The sequence below is a fragment of the Bordetella sp. N genome (genome assembly GCF_001433395.1).
In the GTDB taxonomy this organism is placed as follows: Bacteria; Pseudomonadota; Gammaproteobacteria; order Burkholderiales; family Burkholderiaceae_B; genus Bordetella_C.
In genome coordinates this window covers 1497975-1516957 of sequence record NZ_CP013111.1, presented here as the reverse complement: position 1 = coordinate 1516957, position 18983 = coordinate 1497975, and the positions used below count along the sequence as shown (strand labels likewise).

Here is an 18983-nt window from a genome sequence, read left to right as displayed (position 1 = left end):
TCAAGAAATCCGGATGCGCGGGTCCAGCATCGCATTGACCAGGTCCGCCAGCAGCGTCAGCATCGCGTACACCACGGCGATCACCAGCAGGATGGCCTGCACCACTTCGATGTCGGAGCGCTGGATGGACTGCCAGGCCAGATAGCCCAGCCCTTTGAGCGAGAACACCGTCTCGATGACGATGGAACCGCCCAGCATATACCCCAGCTGCACGGCCGCCAGCGATACCACCGGAATGATGGCGTGCCGCAAGGCATGGCGCAGCACGACGCGCCAGCGCGCCAGGCCGTAGGCGCGCGCGGTGCGCACGTGGTCCGACTGCAGCGTCTCGATCATGCCAGACCGCGTCAGGCGCATCAGCGCCGGGGTGGCGTTGTAGCCGAGTGCGATCGCCGGCAGCACGAAGTGCCACCAGGTCGAGCCTCCCGATACGGGCAGCCAGCGCAAAGTCACCGCGAAAATGAAGATCAGCAGCATGGCGAACACGAAGGACGGCAAGGCCTGCCCCGCCACCGCCAGCCACAGCGAGAAACGATCGATCAGGGTATTCGGACGCAGCGCCGCCAGCACGCCCAGGGGTATGGACAACAACAGCGTGAAGGCCAGCGCCATCAGCCCCAGGCGCACGGTCACCGGCGCATACTCCGCCAGGATCGGCTGCACCGGCGTGCGCAGATAATAGGACCGGCCGAAATCGCCGTGCAGCACCCGGCCCACCCAGCTGAAATATTGTTCCGTGAACGGACGATCGAAACCGTAGACCTTGCGGATATTGTCGACGTCCTGCTGGGTCGCGTTCTCCCCCGCCATGGCGACGGCCGGATCGCCCGCCAGATGAACCAGGGAAAACGCCACGATGGAGATCACCACCACCACCGCCAGCGTGACCAGCAAACGCTTGACTACATAGGACAGCATGAGAGAAAACCGGCAGGGCCGCGTCAGCCGACGCGGCCCGGTTGCTCAACCCTGGAAGATCACTTCCAGCGGGCCAGGTAGAAGTGGGCCATTTCGTCCGGCGTCAGCGGATAGTCCAGGTCCTTGTTGAAGGCATACGTACGGCCATAGGTATACAGCGGCACGAAGTAGGCCTGGTCCTGGATGCGCGACAGCGCCTTGGCGTAGAACTCCTTGCGCTTCTCGGGATCGGTCGACGTATCGGCGGTTTCCAGCCAATCGCGCACCTGCGGGTCGCGGGCGTAGTCGTCGCCGGTGAACTTGAAGTAATAGCTGGTCGACGCCGACGCATCCAGCATGCCGTTGGAACCCAGGGTCAGATGCGCCATCTGCGCCTTGCCGCCGACGACGATGGGCCGCAACGCGCCCCACTGCATGAACTGGATATTGGTGCGGATGCCCACCGCGCGCAGGTAGTTCGCCACGGCTTCCGTGTATTGGCGGTCGCGATAGGCGTAGAACGTCATGTCGAACCCGTTCGGGTAGCCCGCCTCGGCCAGCAGCGCCTTGGCCTTGGCCGGATCGTAAGGATAATCAGGCACCTTGTCCGTGCAGCCAAACTGGTTCATGGAGCACATGGACTTCTGCACCACCGAGCCCGGCCCGATCAGGTTCTTGACCAGGGCCTCGCGATCGATGGCGTAGAACACCGCGCGCCGCACGCGCACATCCTTCATGGGGTTGTCGCCCGACCGGCCCGACGCGTCCAGCGACAGGAAGGACATGCGCATGGTCGCCGCCGACTTCACCGTCAGGCTGTCCTGTTCGGCCAGCAGCTTGGCGTTTTCCGGCGGCACGCCCCACATCCAGTCGATGCCGCCCGTCATCAATTCCGAAACCTGCGTGTCGACATCCGGGATGGTGCGGAGCACGATCTTGCCGATATGCGGCTTACCTTTGGGACTACCTTCCCAATATTGATCGTTCTTGACCAGGGTCAGCGACTGGCCCGGCTTGTATTCCTGCAATTTGTAGGGGCCCGTACACATCGGCAGCACCGCGCCGTAGTCGCGGCGGGTCTTGCCGTCGGCCGTGGGCACGGAGGGCGCGCTGTCGTAATGGCCCTTGGGGAAGATGGGCGACGTGCCGGTCAGGTATTCCAGCGCGGCGGGCGCGGGGCGGGTCGCATGGAAGACCACTTCGTAGGGCGACACCACCTCGACGTTCTTGATCCAGTCCACCAGCGCGCGGAATGCCATGCCGCTGCTTTCGGGGGCCAGGGTGTTGAAGGTGTAGGCGACGTCCTCGGCGGTCATCTCCTTGCCGTTGTGGAACTTGACGCCTTTGCGCAGTTTCACGTCCAGCGTGTGGTCACCGGTCCAGGACCAGCTGGTGGCCAGCAGCGGCTTGTATTCGTTGGTCAGAGGATCACGGTGCACCAGCGAATCGCACATCGCGTAGGTGACGATCAGGGCTTCGCGCTGATTGCCATAATAGATGTCGGGGGTGTTCATCTCGGTGGCGGTGGCCCAAACGAGGGTGTCATCCGCCTTGCCGGCCAAGGCCGTACCGCCCGCTGACACCAAGGTCGCGGCCGCCGCCACGCCCAGCAAGAATCGCCTGCCGCTCATTTTTCTTCCCCTGGTTTAAATTGCATTCAAAAACTCCAGGGATTTTGCCGACCGGTTCGGCCCGCGCCTACCTAGGACATATACTTAGCCTGCCTGGGCAGCACCAAGGTGAAGGTGGTCCCGTGATCCGGCCCGCCGCGCCTGCTTTGCACGTCGATGCGGCCGCTCAGGACCTCGCTGACCATCTGCGCGACGATATGCAGCCCCAGTCCGGTGCCCCCCTGATGGCGCTGCGTGGTGAAGAAAGGATCGAAGATATGCGGCAGGTCGGCTTCTTCTATGCCGACGCCATCGTCGATGATGCGCACCACCACATCCCCGCCGGCGCTGCCATGCGCCTGGATGCGCAAGGTGCCGCTGCCGTTCTCGTGATCGAAGGCGTGCGCCAGCGCATTGTTCAAGAGATTGCCGATGACCTGCTCCAACGGGCCGGGATAGCTGTCCATGAACAGCCCGCGCTCCAGCTCCAGACGTAGCTGGATCTGTTCATAAGGCCACTTGCGCAGCCGCGGATCCGCGTCCAGCACGGCTTCGTCGAGCGCGAAGGACCGCCGTTCCATGCTGGTGCGGTCCACCGCCACCTGCTTGAAGCGGCGGACGATACCTGACGCGCGCCGTACCGCACCGTCCGCCAGCCTGGACGCCTCGCTGGCCTCGTCGAGGAAAGCCTGCAGGTCCGACTTGCGCAGGCCTGCCTCCAGCCGGGCGCGCAAGGTCTCTATCGATTGCGTCAGCGCGCTGACGGCCAGGCTGGCGCTGCCCAGCGGCGTATTCAACTCATGGGCCACACCGGCCACCATCAAGCCCAGTGACGACAGCCGCTCGGCGCGCGACAGGTCGGCGCGCACATGCGTCAGGTTCTCGTAGGCATCGCGCAGCGCCTTGTTCGTGCGCCGCAACTCTCTTGCGCGCGCTTCCTCGTCGACCAGCCCGCGCATGGTCACCCAGCCGTAGCGCAGCGTCACCAGGAACACGAGCGCCATCAGCGGCGCCAGCATCACCTTCCAGTTCTCGGCCCAGCTGGCGGCCTGCCCCCGTTCGCCGCCCACCAGCACCACCAGGCCCAGCTTGTTGACCACGGGGCCGGCGCTGTCGAGGTCCGTGAAGGAGTCCGCGCCGATCTTCAGGCGGCGGAAGGCGTAGTCGCCGATCGCGCCCCGATAGCGCCCGCTGTCGGCGCCACTCACCGACCGCCACAATGCCGGATCGGTATTGGGCACCTTGCGTTGCGGCAAGCCAAGTTGCCACGCCCAATCGTCGTCAGGTTCGGGGCCTTGCAGCCAATAGCCGTCGTCATTGAGCAGCATCACCGTCAGGTCACGGCGGCGCGCCAGGTCGTTCAAGCGCGACAGCAACCGGGAGGCGCGGTAGTTGATCACCACCACGCCCTGGGCGATGTCATCCTCGTACAGCGGCGTGGCAACGCGCAGGGTCGGCACCAAGGGCCGCTCCACGCCGCCATGTTCTTCGTTCAAGTCCATCGGCGAAAAGTAGACCGTGCCCGGCACCGTACCGCGCGTATCGGCAAAATAGCCCCTGCCCACTTTCTGCTGCAATTGCGCCTGCGGCACCAGCAGCGGAGTGCCCATGCGCCAGTTCACGCGCAGCAGTTCAGCCCCGTTTTCCCCAAGCCAGCGCACCTGGTCGTAGACGCCGGCGGTGCGGGCGAACGTCACATACAGGCGCGCCATCGGCGACCCGTCTTCGACGTTCTCACGTGGCAGCTGCGACGACATATCGCTCAGAAAGAGCACGTCGTGCTCCAGGCTGTCCAAGGTGCGCCGCACGATTTCCACCGATTCATCGAGCAGGCTTTCGCGTTCGTGCCAGAGCGGTTCGCGCGCAAGGCCGTCGAACTTCAGCCACAGCCAGGGAAAACCCAAGGCGAATACCGCCAGCCAGGGCAGGAGCATCACCGCGAACCGGCGCTGCACTTGCCGCGGCAAGTCCAGGAACCCGCGCAACAGGGGCACGCGTGCCGGCGTCGCGGCGACTGGGGGAGCAGCGAGCGGCGGCGCGGCCATCAGCTACCCGCGGTGTCGGCCTGCCGCGCCAGCCGGGCCAGAAATGCGTCCACGCTTTCAGGCCTGGAGTAGAAATAGCCTTGCGCATGCGGGCAGTCGTTCGACAGCAGCCACGCCACCTGCTCCGCGGTCTCCACCCCTTCCGCCACGATCTGCATATTCAGGCGCCGGCCCAGATTGAGGATCATTTCAGGAATCAGATGATCCCCCGAAGGCTTGCCGACTTCATCTATGAAGCGGCGATCCACCTTCAGGGTGGTCACCGGCATGTCCCGCAGATAGAGCAGCGACGAATAGCCGGTACCGAAATCGTCGATGGCGATCGGGAAGCCCGCCTCGCGCAGCCCGCGCAACAACACGCCATTGCTCTCGTGATCGTGCATGGCCACGCTTTCCGTGATTTCCAGCTCCAGGCGGCCAGGATCGATGCCGTAATGCCTGACCACGGCCATCCACTCCTGCATGAAGCCGCGCCGCGCCAATTGCACGGCCGACACGTTGACGGCCACCCGAATGTCCGGGTGCCCCGCCTCCTTCAGCCGCGCCAGCGCCTGGCAGGCGAGATGCAGCACCCGATTGCCCAGCGGAATGATCATGCCGTTGGCTTCCGCCATAGGAATGAATTCGTCCGGCGGCACGCGCGTACCGTCCTCACGGGTCCAGCGCGCCAAGGCCTCGGCCGCGACCACTTGATGGGTACAGATGTCCACCTGAGCCTGCAGTTCGATGCTGATCTGATCGCCGCGCAGGGCCCGCGCCAACTCGCGAGACAGCGTGAAGCGCTGGTTGAGGGCCTGTTCTTCACAGGCCTCATACTCCGCCATGCCCAGCCCATTCTTGATGGGAGAGCGCCGCAACAGCAGCGCCCCCAGCGCCATGGCCGCGGCCGCCGACCCCTCATACGCATCCAGGTCCAGCCGGGCAGCGCGCACGCTGATGAAGTCGTGCCCGTCCTCGTCGTCCATGAGTTCCAGCTGCGCCACCTGCTCGTGGTCCAGGCGGCCGCGCTGGCCCAGAATGGCGAAGGTGTCGTCGTGCAGGCGGGCCACCAGGCAAGGCGCCGGGAATACCGCGAGCAGCCGCGCCGCCATTTTCTGCAGCATCAGGTTGCCCTGCTCCACGCCCAGCGCCAGACAGCTTGCCGCGTATTGATCCAGCTCGATGAACAGCAGCGCGCGATCGCGCGGCACCGGATGTTCCAGCACCGGCTCCAGCGCGCGCAGCATGGCATTCGCATTGGGCAGTTCCAGCAGCGTGTCTTCATAGGCCACGCGATCCAGCCGGCTGTTCAAGGCGACATTGATCAAGCCCGAATTGATGTGCGCGGCGAAGACGCGCAGCAACTCATGCTCGGTGGGATCCAGTTCGCGCCCCGTCGCGATGTACGTGGCGGCGTGCGGCCCCTCTTCCGGACCGGGAAAAAACAGCACCTGGCTGGCGCTGCCATCGACGTTGGCACGCAAGGTCAGCGCTTGCACCAGGGTCTCGCGAATCTCGCCCAGCGGCAATTCGGCCAGCTCCAGGTCGATGGAGTTGGCCAACTGACCCGCGGCGCCCACGATGCGCGCCTGCAGGGGATGATGCTGGGCACTGCCATCTTCGGCGACACACACCAGCCCCTCCGGCGACACGCCCAGCAGGCGGGCCAGTTCCAGCATCACCCGTTGCGAGAAGTCCGACAGACTGCGCGAGCGGGTCAGGAAGTTTCCCGCCTCCACGATCACCTGCAGCCCTTTGCGGGCCCGGCCCAGGGCGCGAATCTGCTCCCAGGTCCGCAAGTTACTCATCAGGATGCCGTGCAGGCGCTCCACGGTCAGGTCGGTCTTCAGCCAATAGTCGCTGATGTCCAGCTGCGACAGGGACTGTTTCATGGGGGCGATGCCGGGCTGGCCCGTTACCAGCACGACCCGCACCTCGGCATTGCCGAGCACTTCGCGCACGCTGCGCACCAGGCGCAGCCCGGCGTCGTCGGTTTCCATGACGACGTCCAGGATGATCAGCGCGATTTCCTCCTTGCCTTCGGCCAGCAGACGCGCGGCGGCGGCGCCGGAATTGACTGAAAGAATGCGAATCGGCGCGCCCAGGAAGGTGAAATTGGCAAGCGCCAAGCGTAGCGAGCGTTGAAACTCGCTGTCATCGTCAACGGAAAGTATGGTGAAACCAGCCTCGCGCGGCGTCTCGGCTTGCTGTTCCCGCGCGCCCGCCTGCTTGTCCTCAGCCGGCTCCGCGGCAAACGTGAACAGCTCGCCGTCCTCCGTGCGCGCTCGCCCGGACTGCTCTTCTACGGCCATCTGCTACCCCCAACAAATACGTCTCGTCCCGATGGGCCGGATCTGCGCCCGGCATTCATACCAATGGCGTAATCCTTTGCGCCATGATTGTGGAGAGATTTATATCCCAGGATATGTATCGAAACAATAAATTTCTGAGACGATCAACTTCTTTCTTCGGGATCCCCATTGGGTTGCCATCTGCAATTCGCGCTCCCGGCGCAAATTATTTCATTTTCCGAACATTCCCGGTCGCGGTGGAATTACGGAATCCGTCACGGAAGTATCTAATTGTTTATGGTTTCCGCGGATGCTTCCGCGTGGGTGTTGCCGCATTAAATTCGAGGATGTCGATCCGCCGCAACTTCGTTCGTCGTGGCAATGAGACCGCCCACCGGGCGGCCGCCATCCCAGGAGACACGCCATGAGCACTTCGGTCAAACCCATACCGCCGGACATGCACACCGTCACCCCGCACATCATCTGCAGCGATGCGGCGGGCGCCATCGATTTTTATAAGAAAGCTTTCGGCGCCACGGAGTTGGCGCGCCTGCCCGGGCCCAACGGTGGCGTCATGCACGCCATGGTGCGGATCGGCGATTCCAACGTCATGCTGGCCGACGAGATGCCCAATTGCGGGTCGGCCAGTCCGACCACGCTCAAGGGCACGCCGGTGACCCTGCATTTGTACGTGGAAGATGTGGATGCGGGCTTTGCCCGCGCGATCGAGGCCGGCGGCACGACGGTCATGCCGCCCACGGATATGTTCTGGGGCGACCGCTATGGCGTGCTGAAGGACCCGTACGGGCACAGCTGGTCCATGGCCACGCACAAACGCGACATGACGCCGGAGCAGATGGACAAAGAAATGAAGGAAATGATGGCTAACTGGAAACCACCCGCGCAGTAGCGCGGGCGATTTCCGTGTTAGCCACACAGGATGACGACACCCCGTGGAAACCCCCCACGCAGTAGCGCGGGTGGTTCCGCCTAGCCCTGCTTCAGGCCGAGGAAGCCGGGCACGGCCAGCAGCGCGCCGAGGCGCGCGCTGGCCACCATGGCCGGGGTCACGGTTTCGGCCGGCATCAGCAGGTTCAAGGTGCCCAGGCAGACATCGCCCGTCACCACCGGCACATTGATCACCGACTTCAGCCCCAGCGATGCGATGGCGACGTGATCGTCAAAGGACTCGCGTATCGCGGCCTCGCCCTCACCCACGTACACCTTGCGCTCCAGCAACACGTGCCGGCCCCAGGGCATGCCTGCCTTGTCCTTGGACCCGCCCGGCGGATAGGACTTGGGGTCCGAGCTGTACAGGCGCACCACCGCGATGCGCTCGGCATCGAAGCGGTTGACGGTGCACAGCGTGTGCCCCAGCAAGGGCCGCAGGTAGCGGTCGACGGCGCCGAACAGCGCCGCCGGATCCTGGCCCGCACAGGCAGCCGCCAGTTCATCCACGGCCAGCAGCGCCGCGGCCGATTGTTCCAGTTCCAGCGTTTGAGTCATGAAGGCCCTATTCCTGCTTGTTAAAAAGCGCCCGGACTGCCGTCAAGGGCAGCGGGCGCAAAGACAGTCGGCACGGGCAGGCACGGCGCACCGTGCCGCCCGCCGCGGCTATCAGTCGTCGGCGCGGATACCCAGTTCACGCACCAGCTTGCCGTACTTGTCGGCATCGTGAACGAGCGTTTCGCCGAACTGCTTGGGCGTGCTCTGCATCACCTGGACGCCCATGTCGCCCATCTGCTTCTGCACTTCCGGCAGCGCCAGGATGCGGTTGATTTCCTTGTTCAGCTTTTCCACCAGGGCCGGGTCCATGCCGGCCGGGCCGAAGGCGCCGTACCAGACGGCCATTTCGTAGCCGGGCACGGTCTCGCCAACGGTCGGCACGTTCGGCAGCAAGGGCGAACGCTTGTCCTCGGTGACGGCCAGCAGGCGCAGCTTGCCCGAATTCACGTGCGGCAAGGTCTGCGTGCCGGCGCTGAACAACAGCTGGGTGCGGTTGGCCACGGTATCCAGCACCGCGGGCGCGCCGCCACGATAAGGCACGTGGGTCATCTTGATGCCCGTGGCCTTCTCGAACATGGCCGCGCTGAGGTGGTTGGTCGAGCCCGCGCCGGCCGACGCATAAGCCAGCGGGTGCGTCTTGGCGTAGTCGATGAATTCAGCCACGGTCTTCACCGGCAATTCAGGGTTGATCACCATGGTGTTGGTGACCAGCGCCAGCTCGGCGAGCGGCGTGAAGTCCTTGACGCCGTCGAAGGGCATCGTGGCGTACAGCGCCTGGTTCATGGTGTGCGTGCTCATCGAGCCCACCAGCAGCGTGTAGCCGTCCGGCTTGGCGCGGGCCACGTAGGCCGAACCGATGTTGCCGGACGCGCCGGAACGGTTTTCGACGATCACCGATTGGCCCAGCGAGGTCGTCATGTGCTGCGACAGCAGACGCGCCAGGATGTCGGTGGAACCGCCGGCGGCCCACGGCACCACCAGCGTGATGGGCTTCTCGGGATAAGCAGCGGAAGCCAGCGCGGGCGCGAGCGCCAATGCGGCTAGGGCGCCGCCAAGTATGCGTTTGAACGAAGTCATAAAGATCCCCTGGTCATGAAAACCGGTACGTATGCCGGCGGAAAAAGGACACCCGACCCGAGGGTCGAGCACCGAACTATCTGTCAACGCCCCACGGCGTAACTCTGCATCCCGCGGGGATTGGCGCCCGCGCGCAACTGCAAGCCGCCGCCCGCTTCCGGTTCACGGGTGCAGGCGCTGATGCGGCCTTCGGACCAATCGGCGCCGACCTTGACCTCGTGCCCCGCCTTGCGCAGCCCTTCCTGGGTGGCGGCCGGCATGCGGCCTTCCACGGTAATGCGGTTGAGCGTGGTCGAGCGCGGCCAGAACGATCCCGGGAAATGGTCGACGTGCCAGGACGGCGCGTCGATGGCCTCCTGCAGGTTCATGCCGTGCAGCGCATGGCGCAGGAAGAACGGCGCCGTCCACTGGTCTTGCTGGTCGCCACCCGGCGTGCCGAACGCCATATAAGGTTCGCCATCGCGCAGGGCCATGCCCGGCGACAGCGTGGTGTTGGGGCGCATGCCGGGACGCAAGGTGCCAGGCAGGTCCTCGTCGAGCCACGTCATCTGCAGGCGCGTGGTCAGCGAGAACCCCAGTTCCGGTATCACCGGGCTGGACGACAGCCAGCCGCCCGACGGGGTCGCGGCCACCATATTGCCATCGCGATCGATCACGTCGATATGGCAGGTATCGCCCACGAAGATTTCACGCGCCGCCCACTCCTGCACGGGCGGCAGCTGCGCGAAGGTGGGCTCGCCCACGCCGAAGCGGGTATCGGCCTTGGCCAGGGTGCGCGCCGCGGCTTCCAGATCCGGCAGGCGGGGCACGCGGCCCAAAGGATGGCCGGGGTCCAGCACCTTGCTGGACTGGCCCGTGATGAGCGCCGCGCGCGCCTTGGCGTATTCGTCCGAAAGCAGGCCCGCCATCGGCACGTCGACGGCTTTGGGATCCCCATACCAGGCCAGGCGGTCGGCGAAGGCCAGCTTGGCGGCTTCGGCGATGCGGTGCACGAACTCGGTGGAATCGGGCGCCACGCCTTCCAGGCCCAGATGGCGCGCCATGGCCAGCTGTTGCAGCAGCACCGTACCCTGCGACCAGGGTCCGCACTTGGCCACGGTATAGCGGCCAATGTCCGTGGTCACGGGCGTGTCGTACTCGGCGCGCCAATCGGCCAGGTCGTCCAGGCGCAGCAGGCCCTTGTTGCGTTCGCCGGTGGTATCGCGGATGGCGGTATTGCGGTAGTAATCGTCGATGGCGCGCGCCACGAAGCCGCGGTACCAGGCCTCATGGGCGGCGTCGATGCGGGCGCGGCGGTCGCCGGCGCGGCTGGCTTCCTCCAGCACGCGCGTATAGGTAGCGGCGATGCCCGGCGTGCGGAACAGGCGGTCCGGATGCGGGACTTTGCCATCGGGCATCCAGACGGCCGCCGAACTGGTCCACTCCTGGCGGAACAGGTCCTGCACCGCGAAAATCGCCTGCGGAATGCGCGGCACCAGCGGAAAGCCGTTGCGCGCATAGTCGATGGCGGGACGCAGCACGTCGGCCAGCTCCCACGTGCCGTGATCGCGCAGCAGGGTCAGCCAGGCGCCGAAAGCCCCCGGCACGGTCGCCGGCAGCAGGCCGATGCCCGGCACCATGTCCAGGCCCATCGCCCGGAAATAGGCCGGCGTGGCCAGCGCGGGCGCGCCGCCCTGGCCGCACAGGGCCTGCATACGCTTGTCGCGTTCGCTCCAGAACAGGATGGGCACTTCACCGCCAGGACCGTTCAGATGGGGCTCGACGACCTGCAACATGAAACCGCCCGCGGCGGCCGCGTCGTAGGCATTGCCGCCGCGCTCCAGCACACTCATGGCGACCTGGCTGGCCAGCCAGTGCGTGGAAGACACCACGCCAAACGTGCCGCGGATTTCAGGACGAGTGGTGAAGGTTGGGGACATGGCTGCGCCTGGAGACGATCAGAATGGAAGAAAGTATAGGTCGGCCGAAATAACCCGTTACGGGTTTTTTATAATGCCGCCATAAACACTTGGTTATGCCACGACTCTATGCCTGCTCCCCTGCCCCAGACCTCCTCCGCCGCGCGCCTGGTCTCGCGTTTGAAATTACGCCATCTGGCGCTGCTGATACACATCGCCGAACGGGAATCCCTGACCCGCGTCGCGGAAGAAATGGGTATCAGTCAGCCGGCCGCCACCAAGGCCTTGAGCGAAATCGAAGCCGTGTTCGACGCGCCGCTGTTCCTGCGTACGCCCCGCGGCCTGCGCCCGACGCCCTTGGGCGAACGTGCCATCGTGCGTGCGCGCCACATGCTGCAGGACGTCGACCGCTGGGCCGACGAGATGGAAGCCGTGCGTGGGGGCCATAGCGCGCATCTGCATGTGGGCGCGGTGCCGTACATATCAGCGCGGGTGCTGGTTCCCATGGTCGAACGCCTGTACGAAAGGCATCGCATCACCATCAGCCTGCAGCGCGCCACCACCGACCAGTTGCTGGACCGCCTGCGCGCCCATGAACTGGATTGCGTGATCGGCCGCGCGGCCGTCATGAAAGGCATGGACGAATTGCAGCACGAAGTGCTCTATCCGCAACGTCCGGCGCTGATCACCAACCGGCGCTTGGCGCAAAGCATGGCAAAGCGGCCGCCGGACTGGGCGGCGCTGGCCGAAATGAACTGGATCCTGCCCTCGCCCCTGACGCCCATCGGCAATATGGTCAGCGAACTGTTCGCCCGGGCCGGCGCGCGGCCGCCGGCACCCATGATCGAAACGTATTCCATGGACGTGATCACCGGCCTGATGGCGCATCACGACAGCCTCCTGTCCATCGTTCCGGAAGAAATCGCCACCGATCTCAGCCGCGACGGCAACATCACCATCGTGCCGTGGCATTTCGACTGGACCTTGCCGCCCGTCAGCCTGATCCGGCGCCGCCGCGAATTTACCTTGCAGGCCGAGGAATCGCTGGTGCGGATACTGCGGGAGCTGTGCGCGGAGGCCGGCATCGCGGCGCCGCCGCCCACGGAAAGCGTAAGCGATTGAAAAATCAACGCGCTCGATGCGCTTCTCGATGCTGCGTATTTTCCCTGGCAGCAGGCGCGCTGAGCCCAAGCTGACAGTACGATTCATCACGATTGAAAAGAACGCATGCAGTTCGCGGTCTGTCCCCTGCGTATTCTCGCCACCACCCGAGCCACGAGGCCGGGCCAGGCAATCGCTAGGAGAACAACCATGAATTCACGCATCGCGCTGCACGCCGCTCTCTGGACCGCCGCCGCCCTGGCCGGCGCACCGGCCTTCGCACAGACGGCAACCGGGCCGGCCAACCCCGCCGCGCCGGCCGCCATGACGACCGCGCCCGCCAACGCCAAGACAGCCGCCGCCCCGCACAAGGCCAACGATCGCGTTGAAAAGCACATCAAGAGCCTGCATGACCAGCTCAAGATCACGTCCGCCCAGGAAGCTCAGTGGGACACCGTGGCGCAGACGATGCGTGACAACGCCGACCAGATCGACGCGCTGGTCGAGAAGCGCAACGCGAACACGTCCATGACCGCCCTGGACGACCTGAATTCCTATGCTGAATTCACGCAAGCCAACTCGGATGGCGTCAAGAAGCTGGCCGCTGTCTTCACGCCCCTCTACAACAGCCTGAACGACGAGCAGAAGAAGAACGCCGACAAGATCTTCAGCCAGGGCGAAAACCGCCGCGTGGTGCACAACAAGAAGCCGGAGAAGGCCAAGACGCCGGCCAAGGGCTAAGCGTCTAGCGTCGGAATAAAGGGAGTACAGGTATGAAACGAACTACTTTGACGTTGTTGCTGAGCGCCGCGGCACTGACCGCGGCCAGCGCCGCCCACGCCGAGGTCAGCGTGAACCTTGGCATTGGCGTGCCGGCCTATGGCTACGCCGCGCCGCCGGTCGTCGTGGCGCCCGCGCCCGTCTATCGCGCACCGCCTCCGGTGGTGTATCGCGGTGGTGGCTACTGGGGCCACGACCACTATCGCCGTCCGCCGCCCCCGCCGCCGCGGCATTACGACCATGGGCATCATGATGACCACGGTCATCACGACGACCATCACCATCATTGATTGATGGGGAATTGAAGGTTAAAGGGCGGCCGCGGCCGCCCTTTTTTTGTTCATGGAGACAGCAACGCCCGGTGGCGGCGGCTGCTGCGGCTGCGGCTCGCCCCGGCGCGCGCCAGCGGCGCTATCTCAAAGCACCCGGGCCAGGGCGAAGCCGTCCCAGCCTTTCTCGCCAACGGTCTGCAAGGCCGTCGCGGATATCCGCCGGTCCGCGCCCATCCGCTCGAAGAACTCGAAGACACCCCGCACGTCGGCATCGTCACGCGCAGTGGGATCGACGATGCGGCCCGCGCGGATGATGTTGTCGCCCACGATCACGGTGCCGGGCCGGGACAAGGCCAGCACCCCTTCCAGATAAATCGGATTCGATGCCTTGTCGGCGTCGATGAAGGCGAAGTCGATGGGATCGCCGCCTTCCTCGCGCAGCCGCGCCAGGGAGACGCGGGCATCGCCCACCAGGATGCGGACGCGGTCGGCCAGACCCGCCTTGGCGATGTTGTCGGCCGCCACGCGGGCGTGATCGGCATTGGCTTCCAGGGTCACCAGCTCACCGCCGGCCGGCAACACACGCGCCAGGCAGATGGCGCTATAGCCGCCCAAGGTACCTATCTCCAGCATCCGGCGGGCGCCGCACATCTGCGCGAACAGCTGCAGCATGCGGGCCTGGTTGGGCGCCACTTCCTGCTCCGGCAGCCCGGCCGCGCGCGACGCGGCCAGGGTCTTTTCCAAGGTGCGATCCGAGAGGCCTAGCGTGCGTTCGAAATATTGGTCAACGGCGATCCAGCGGGCGTCATCCATGACGGACTCTCTTCATTGAGTGATAAAAAAACTGTCGGTCTGAAGCGCTGTCCCGGAAAGGACCTGAAAGTCTGCCTGTCCCGGAATCTTCAGCACTCAACCCTGTTGCTTCGCATCCTACGGGCGCCGCCAATGTCATGAACAGGCAGTAATTTTGCTGCTATCGTCAGTTTTTTTAACGAATAGGTCGAATCTGGCCGGCCCCCCATGCGCAACCTCCCTCCTCTATCCGCCCTGCGCGCCTTCGAAGCCATCGCCCGCAATGGTTCGGTCACGCGTGCCGCGGCCGAGCTGTATCGCACCCATGGCGCGCTCAGCCGGCAATTGCGTTTGTTGCAGGAGCACGTCGGCGCCCCCTTGTTCGACAAGGCCGGCACGGGGCTGCAGTTGAACGATGCGGGCCGGGCGCTGTACGACCTGGCGCGGCGCAGCTTCGACGAACTGGAAACCGGCTATGCACGGGTCTTGCGCCAGGCCCGCGATCCGGGGCTGCATGTCGCCTGCAGCGCCACCTTCGCCATGCGCTGGCTGGTGCCCAATCTGGAGCGTTTCTATCGCGCGTGTCCCGACGTGCGCCTGCGCCTGTCCATGACCTCCGCGCGGCAGATGCGCGGCGAGGACGCCGATTTGTTGATCGCCTGGGACCTGTCGGGCTACACACAAGCCGACCGTGAGCGCGCCTTGAAACTGTCCGGTGTCGCCTTCGGCCCGGTGCATGCCCCGACCTACAAGCCGGCGCGCGGCCAACGCGTGCGCATCGCGCACGACTACACGGGTCGGGCCTGGGAGCAGTGGCAGGCGCGCGACCAGCCTGCGCTGTCATTCGGGCGTGAACTTACGTTCCCGCACACGCACCTGTGCATCGAGGCCGCCATGGCGGGCCTGGGCGTGGCGTTGGTGGAACGGCGCCTGGTGCGGCGCGAACTGGACGAAGGCACTTTGGTGGCGCCGCGCGGTTTCGTCGCGTTCGACGACGGCATGATGGCCCTGCCGGCGCCTGGCCGCCCCTTGTCGCGCGAGGGACAGGCGCTGGTGGAGTGGCTGCGCACGGCGCTGACGGAAACGGCCGGGTAGCGTTGCTGCGCGGGCTGCGCGCCAGGCCAACTCGTGGCGTTGGCGGGACAGGCTGAACAGGACATCGGGCGGCCGGACAATCAGCCAATTAGCGTTCAGTCTTTCAACAGTCCGAGCAGCCCATCGAGTTGTCTGGCACAGGCCTGCTGCGCCTTCGCTTCGATCTCGCGGTAGAGGTTGACGATGGTCTCGCCAACCGGAGTCAAGCCGCTGCCGCCGCCGCTCGCGCCGCCATGGCCCGAATGGGTGGCGGGCTCGCGCAAGGCGCGATTCAGTTCGTCGATCAGAAGCCACGCGCGGCGATACGACATGCCCATGCTGCGCGCGGCCGCGGCGATGGAGCCATGTTCGCGGATGGCTTCCAGCAGGTCCACCTTGCCGGGCCCTATGGCCAGCAGATCCTGGTGACGGATGCGCAGGCGAAACCGCACTTCGGTGTCCGCCGCGGCGGATTCAGCGACATTGCCGCCGTCCGCCATGGGGCGGATCGACGAGGTAGCGTGAGAGGAATCGGACTTGGCGGCGCTCATGGCGGCAAGCATACACGGCGGGCGGCCGATGGGGAAAGGCGCGCCGCGGCGCCGCGCGAAGCCGCCTGCCGCCTGCCGCCTGCCGTCTGCCGCCTGCCGCCTGCCGCCTGCCGTCTGCCGCCTGCCGTCTGCCGCCTGCCGTCTGCCGTCTGGCAGTCCCGGGCGGGTGACGGCGGCTGGCCTCAAGCCAGCAGCGACACCGATTTCACTTGCGCCCACACCTGGCTGCCCGGCGCCAACGCCAACTGATCGCGCGAGTACCGCGTGATGCGCGCCAGCATCGGCGTGCCATCGGCGTCCAGGCGCACCATGATCTGGGCCGCCTCGGGCGTCTCCGCCATGTCTTCCACGCGCACCCGCAGCACGTTCAGGATGCTGCTGTCCTGCGGCGGAGTCAGCGTCAGGCTGACGTCGCGCGCCCGCACGACCAGGCGCATGCGGCGTCCGATGGGCAAGGGCTCATGCACCACGCGCAGCAGCGCCGGGCTCCCGCCTGGCGAGCCACCGCCACCAGCACCGCCAGCGCCAGTGCCCGCCACCCGCACCGTCAGCAACCGATACTCGCCATCGTAGGCAGCCACCTCACCTTCGATCACCACGGATGCGTCATCCGCCAGCGCGGAGGGCAGGTCCAGACGGGTCAACGTCTGCCCTATCGGCCCGCTGGCCAGCACCTTGCCCTGGTCCAGCAGCACCAGGTGATCGGCCAGGCGCGCCACTTCCTCCGGCGCATGGCTGACATACACGATGGGAATGTCCAGCTCTTCGTGGAGCCGTTCCAGATAAGGCAGGATTTCCTGCTTGCGCGCATTGTCCAGCGCAGCCAGCGGCTCGTCCATCAGCAGAATGCGCGGGCTGGTCAACAGCGCACGCGCCATCCCCACGCGCTGCCGCTCGCCGCCCGACAGGCCGGCCGGCATGCGGTCCAATAAATGATCGATGCCCAGCAGCGCGGCCGCGTGGTCCAGCGCCACCTTACGGTCCGCCGGCGCCACCCGCTTCAGGCCATAGCGCAGGTTGTCGCGCACCTTCAAATGCGCGAACAGGCTGGCTTCCTGGAACACATAGCCCAGGGCACGACGGTGCGTCGGCACATCGATGCGCTGCCGCGTATCCAGCCAGACTTCGCCGTTCACGCTCAGATAGCCTTCCTGCGGCGCCGCCAATCCGGCCAGGCAACGCAGGCAGGTGGTCTTGCCCGACCCCGACTGCCCGAACAGCGCGGTGACGCCGCGGCCGGGCAGGCGCAGGTCGACGTCCAGCGTAAAGGCCGCCTGCCGCAGCAGAAAACGGGCATGCAGCTGCTGAGACGACGCTACATCGCCATCCACGGCGCGCTCGGTTCGAACCGGAGCGCCGGCATTCACATCAACCATGGCCATAGGAGTTCAAGTCAGCGCCGACCGGCGGCTGGAATAAAGCAGCATCAGGATGAGGAAGGAGAATACGACCAAGCCGCCCGCCAGCCAATGCGCCTGCGCATACTCCAGCGCCTCGACGTGATCGAAGATCTGCACCGACACCACCCGCGTCTTGTCCGGGATGTTGCCGCCTATCATCAGTACCACGCCGAACTCGCCCACCGTATGGGCGAAACCCAGCACCGCGGCGGTGACGAAGCCCGGCCGCGCCAAGGGCAAGGCCACGGTGAAAAAGCGGTCCCACGGCCCCGCGCGCAGGGTCGCCGCCGCTTCCAGGGGCCGGTTGCCGATGGCCTCGAAGGCATTCTGCAAAGGCTGTACCACGAAGGGCATGGAATAGAACACGGACCCCACCACCAGCCCCGCGAAGGTGAACGGCAAGGTTCCCAGTCCGATCGACTGCGTGAACTTGCCGACCACGCCATTGGGACCCATGGTCAGCAGCAGATAAAAGCCGATCACCGTCGGCGGCAGCACCAGGGGCAAGGCCACCACCGCCCCCACCGGCCCCTTGAGCCGCGAGCGGGTGCGGGCCAGCCACCACGCGATGGGCGTGCCGACCACCAGCAACAGCAGGGTCGTCAAGGTGGCGAGCTGCAGGGTCAGCCAGATCGCGCCGAAATCACTGGACGTCAGCGCCACGAAGCCGACTCCCCAAAGAAAAATCGCCCGCGGCAAGCGGGCATGAGGCAAGCCGGCGTCGCGCCGGCCGCCCTCACCGGCCGCAGCTTAGAGCTGATAGCCATAGGACTTGATCACGGCCGCCGCCTTCGGGCCCTTCAGGTAATCCACGAAAGCCTTGGCCACGGCATTGTCCTTGCCCTTGTCCAGGATGACGGCATCCTGGCGGATGGGTTCGTGCATGCTGGCCGGCACGACCCAGGCCGAGCCGCTGGTGACCTTGCCGTCCTTGTAGATCTGCGACAGCGCGACGAAGCCCAGTTCGGCATTGCCCGTGGCGATGAACTGCTGGGCCTGCGTGATGTTCTGGCCTTCGACGATCTTGTCCTTCACCGCCTGCGTCAGGCCCAGTTTCTCCAGGGTCTGCACGGCGGCCAGGCCATAAGGCGCGGCCTTGGGATTGGCGATGGACAGATGCTTGTACTCATTCTTCTTCAGCACTTCGCCCTTGTCGTCGACATAGCCTTCCTTGGCCGACCACAGCGCCAGCGCGCCGGTGGCATAGGTGAAGCGCGAGCCCGGGACGATACGCTTTTCCGACTCCAGCTTGGCCGGCGTGGTGTCGTCGGCGGCCAGGAAGACCTCGAAGGGCGCGCCGTTCTGGATCTGTGCGTAGAACTGGCCCGTGGCGCCGAAGGCGGCGACCACCTTGTTGCCGGTGTCCTTCTCGAATTCCGCCGCGATGGCCTTGACCGGCGCAGTGAAGTTCGCCGCCACGGCGACCTGGACTTCGCCGGCATGGGCGGTGGCGCCGAGGGCGCTTGCAAGGACGGCCGCGGCGGCTGAGAAGAAACGTATGTTCATGGGGAATCCTAGTGGCGATGATGGGGAACGGCGCGACGGCCAGACAGTGCCGCCGCGATATATACGACAGGATATTACGGACGCTATATTACGCAGTTCGCCTTGAAGCGCAAAATGCCGCGAAAATCCAGCCTTCCCCGCGTTCGCAATCCCGTGGATCATGCTCATGGCCCGGGCGTGCCGCGCTTGCGCTGCCGCCTTACC

The 18983-nt window shown here is 65.6% G+C and carries 17 protein-coding genes; 5 read left to right on the top strand and 12 right to left on the bottom strand.

What is annotated here, in order from left to right:
* From ASB57_RS06570 to ASB57_RS06555, 4 genes are all read right to left on the bottom strand, one after another.
* Positions 1-918 (bottom strand): ABC transporter permease, encoded by a 918-nt coding sequence (locus ASB57_RS06570; protein ID WP_057651509.1) that lies wholly within the window; start codon positions 916-918, stop codon positions 1-3.
* A 59-nt stretch (positions 919-977) separates the two neighbouring features.
* Entirely contained in the window at positions 978-2528 is a 1551-nt protein-coding gene (locus ASB57_RS06565; protein ID WP_057651508.1) for an ABC transporter substrate-binding protein, read from the bottom strand.
* Between the two features lie 71 nt (positions 2529-2599).
* The gene (locus ASB57_RS06560) at positions 2600-4552 is read right to left on the bottom strand and encodes an ATP-binding protein (protein ID WP_057651507.1); all 1953 of its coding nucleotides are present in this window, start codon (positions 4550-4552) and stop codon (positions 2600-2602) included.
* Entirely contained in the window at positions 4552-6843 is a 2292-nt protein-coding gene (locus ASB57_RS06555; RefSeq protein WP_057651506.1) for an EAL domain-containing protein, read from the bottom strand. The genes ASB57_RS06560 and ASB57_RS06555 overlap by 1 nt, the downstream gene beginning before the upstream one ends.
* Positions 6844-7246: 403 nt before the next feature.
* Here ASB57_RS06555 and ASB57_RS06550 point away from each other — a divergent pair, with 403 nt between their 5' ends.
* On the top strand, positions 7247-7732 hold the full coding sequence (locus ASB57_RS06550; RefSeq protein WP_057651505.1) for a VOC family protein: 486 nt from the start codon (positions 7247-7249) through the stop codon (positions 7730-7732).
* A gap of 80 nt (positions 7733-7812) precedes the next feature.
* On the opposite strand, the gene ASB57_RS06545 is transcribed toward ASB57_RS06550, so the two are convergent.
* The 3 genes from ASB57_RS06545 to ASB57_RS06535 form a co-directional block, all read right to left on the bottom strand.
* A complete protein-coding gene (locus ASB57_RS06545) occupies positions 7813-8328 on the bottom strand; it encodes a hypothetical protein (RefSeq protein WP_057651504.1) in 516 nt (171 codons plus the stop codon).
* Between the two features lie 111 nt (positions 8329-8439).
* Positions 8440-9405 (bottom strand): tripartite tricarboxylate transporter substrate binding protein, encoded by a 966-nt coding sequence (locus tag ASB57_RS06540; protein WP_057651503.1) that lies wholly within the window; start codon positions 9403-9405, stop codon positions 8440-8442.
* An 83-nt stretch (positions 9406-9488) separates the two neighbouring features.
* Positions 9489-11324 (bottom strand): gamma-glutamyltransferase family protein, encoded by a 1836-nt coding sequence (locus ASB57_RS06535; protein ID WP_057651502.1) that lies wholly within the window; start codon positions 11322-11324, stop codon positions 9489-9491.
* Positions 11325-11432: 108 nt separating this feature from the next.
* Here ASB57_RS06535 and ASB57_RS06530 point away from each other — a divergent pair, with 108 nt between their 5' ends.
* The 3 genes from ASB57_RS06530 (at position 11433) to ASB57_RS06520 (ending at position 13474) form a co-directional block, all read left to right on the top strand.
* Positions 11433-12425, top strand: coding sequence for a LysR family transcriptional regulator (locus ASB57_RS06530; protein ID WP_057651501.1), 993 nt, complete (start codon positions 11433-11435; stop codon positions 12423-12425).
* 189 nt (positions 12426-12614) lie between these two features.
* Complete coding sequence (locus ASB57_RS06525) at positions 12615-13145, top strand: Spy/CpxP family protein refolding chaperone (protein WP_057651500.1); 531 nt, start codon at positions 12615-12617, stop codon at positions 13143-13145.
* A 32-nt stretch (positions 13146-13177) separates the two neighbouring features.
* Positions 13178-13474 (top strand): hypothetical protein, encoded by a 297-nt coding sequence (locus ASB57_RS06520; protein ID WP_057651499.1) that lies wholly within the window; start codon positions 13178-13180, stop codon positions 13472-13474.
* A gap of 126 nt (positions 13475-13600) precedes the next feature.
* Here ASB57_RS06520 and ASB57_RS06515 read toward each other — a convergent pair whose 3' ends face one another.
* Entirely contained in the window at positions 13601-14269 is a 669-nt protein-coding gene (locus ASB57_RS06515) for an O-methyltransferase (protein WP_057651498.1), read from the bottom strand.
* Between the two features lie 207 nt (positions 14270-14476).
* Between ASB57_RS06515 and ASB57_RS06510 the strand changes: the two genes are divergently transcribed.
* Positions 14477-15343: a LysR substrate-binding domain-containing protein gene (locus tag ASB57_RS06510; protein WP_057651497.1), complete on the top strand. Its 867-nt coding sequence runs from the start codon at positions 14477-14479 to the stop codon at positions 15341-15343.
* Between the two features lie 95 nt (positions 15344-15438).
* Here ASB57_RS06510 and ASB57_RS06505 read toward each other — a convergent pair whose 3' ends face one another.
* From ASB57_RS06505 to modA, 4 genes are all read right to left on the bottom strand, one after another.
* Complete coding sequence (locus ASB57_RS06505) at positions 15439-15873, bottom strand: winged helix-turn-helix domain-containing protein (protein ID WP_369822802.1); 435 nt, start codon at positions 15871-15873, stop codon at positions 15439-15441.
* A gap of 182 nt (positions 15874-16055) precedes the next feature.
* Positions 16056-17249, bottom strand: coding sequence for a molybdenum ABC transporter ATP-binding protein (gene modC / locus ASB57_RS06500; RefSeq protein WP_082621979.1), 1194 nt, complete (start codon positions 17247-17249; stop codon positions 16056-16058).
* A gap of 12 nt (positions 17250-17261) precedes the next feature.
* Positions 17262-17936, bottom strand: a complete 675-nt coding sequence (gene modB, locus ASB57_RS06495) for a molybdate ABC transporter permease subunit (protein WP_057651495.1) — start codon at positions 17934-17936, stop codon at positions 17262-17264.
* 87 nt (positions 17937-18023) lie between these two features.
* A complete protein-coding gene (gene modA / locus ASB57_RS06490) occupies positions 18024-18779 on the bottom strand; it encodes a molybdate ABC transporter substrate-binding protein (protein ID WP_057651494.1) in 756 nt (251 codons plus the stop codon).
* Between the last annotated feature and the right edge of the window lie 204 nt (positions 18780-18983).

What these genes read in the sequence shown, in the direction of transcription:
- ASB57_RS06570 (WP_057651509.1), bottom strand. Translation starts at nt 918, where the DNA reads ATGCTGTCCTATGTAGTCAAGCGTTTGCTGGTCACGCTGGCGGTGGTG.
- ASB57_RS06565 (WP_057651508.1), bottom strand. Translation starts at nt 2,528, where the DNA reads ATGAGCGGCAGGCGATTCTTGCTGGGCGTGGCGGCGGCCGCGACCTTG.
- ASB57_RS06560 (WP_057651507.1), bottom strand. Translation starts at nt 4,552, where the DNA reads ATGGCCGCGCCGCCGCTCGCTGCTCCCCCAGTCGCCGCGACGCCGGCA.
- ASB57_RS06555 (WP_057651506.1), bottom strand. Translation starts at nt 6,843, where the DNA reads ATGGCCGTAGAAGAGCAGTCCGGGCGAGCGCGCACGGAGGACGGCGAG.
- ASB57_RS06550 (WP_057651505.1), top strand. Translation starts at nt 7,247, where the DNA reads ATGAGCACTTCGGTCAAACCCATACCGCCGGACATGCACACCGTCACC.
- ASB57_RS06545 (WP_057651504.1), bottom strand. Translation starts at nt 8,328, where the DNA reads ATGACTCAAACGCTGGAACTGGAACAATCGGCCGCGGCGCTGCTGGCC.
- ASB57_RS06540 (WP_057651503.1), bottom strand. Translation starts at nt 9,405, where the DNA reads ATGACTTCGTTCAAACGCATACTTGGCGGCGCCCTAGCCGCATTGGCG.
- ASB57_RS06535 (WP_057651502.1), bottom strand. Translation starts at nt 11,324, where the DNA reads ATGTCCCCAACCTTCACCACTCGTCCTGAAATCCGCGGCACGTTTGGC.
- ASB57_RS06530 (WP_057651501.1), top strand. Translation starts at nt 11,433, where the DNA reads ATGCCTGCTCCCCTGCCCCAGACCTCCTCCGCCGCGCGCCTGGTCTCG.
- ASB57_RS06525 (WP_057651500.1), top strand. Translation starts at nt 12,615, where the DNA reads ATGAATTCACGCATCGCGCTGCACGCCGCTCTCTGGACCGCCGCCGCC.
- ASB57_RS06520 (WP_057651499.1), top strand. Translation starts at nt 13,178, where the DNA reads ATGAAACGAACTACTTTGACGTTGTTGCTGAGCGCCGCGGCACTGACC.
- ASB57_RS06515 (WP_057651498.1), bottom strand. Translation starts at nt 14,269, where the DNA reads ATGGATGACGCCCGCTGGATCGCCGTTGACCAATATTTCGAACGCACG.
- ASB57_RS06510 (WP_057651497.1), top strand. Translation starts at nt 14,477, where the DNA reads ATGCGCAACCTCCCTCCTCTATCCGCCCTGCGCGCCTTCGAAGCCATC.
- ASB57_RS06505 (WP_369822802.1), bottom strand. Translation starts at nt 15,873, where the DNA reads ATGAGCGCCGCCAAGTCCGATTCCTCTCACGCTACCTCGTCGATCCGC.
- modC (WP_082621979.1), bottom strand. Translation starts at nt 17,249, where the DNA reads ATGGTTGATGTGAATGCCGGCGCTCCGGTTCGAACCGAGCGCGCCGTG.
- modA (WP_057651494.1), bottom strand. Translation starts at nt 18,779, where the DNA reads ATGAACATACGTTTCTTCTCAGCCGCCGCGGCCGTCCTTGCAAGCGCC.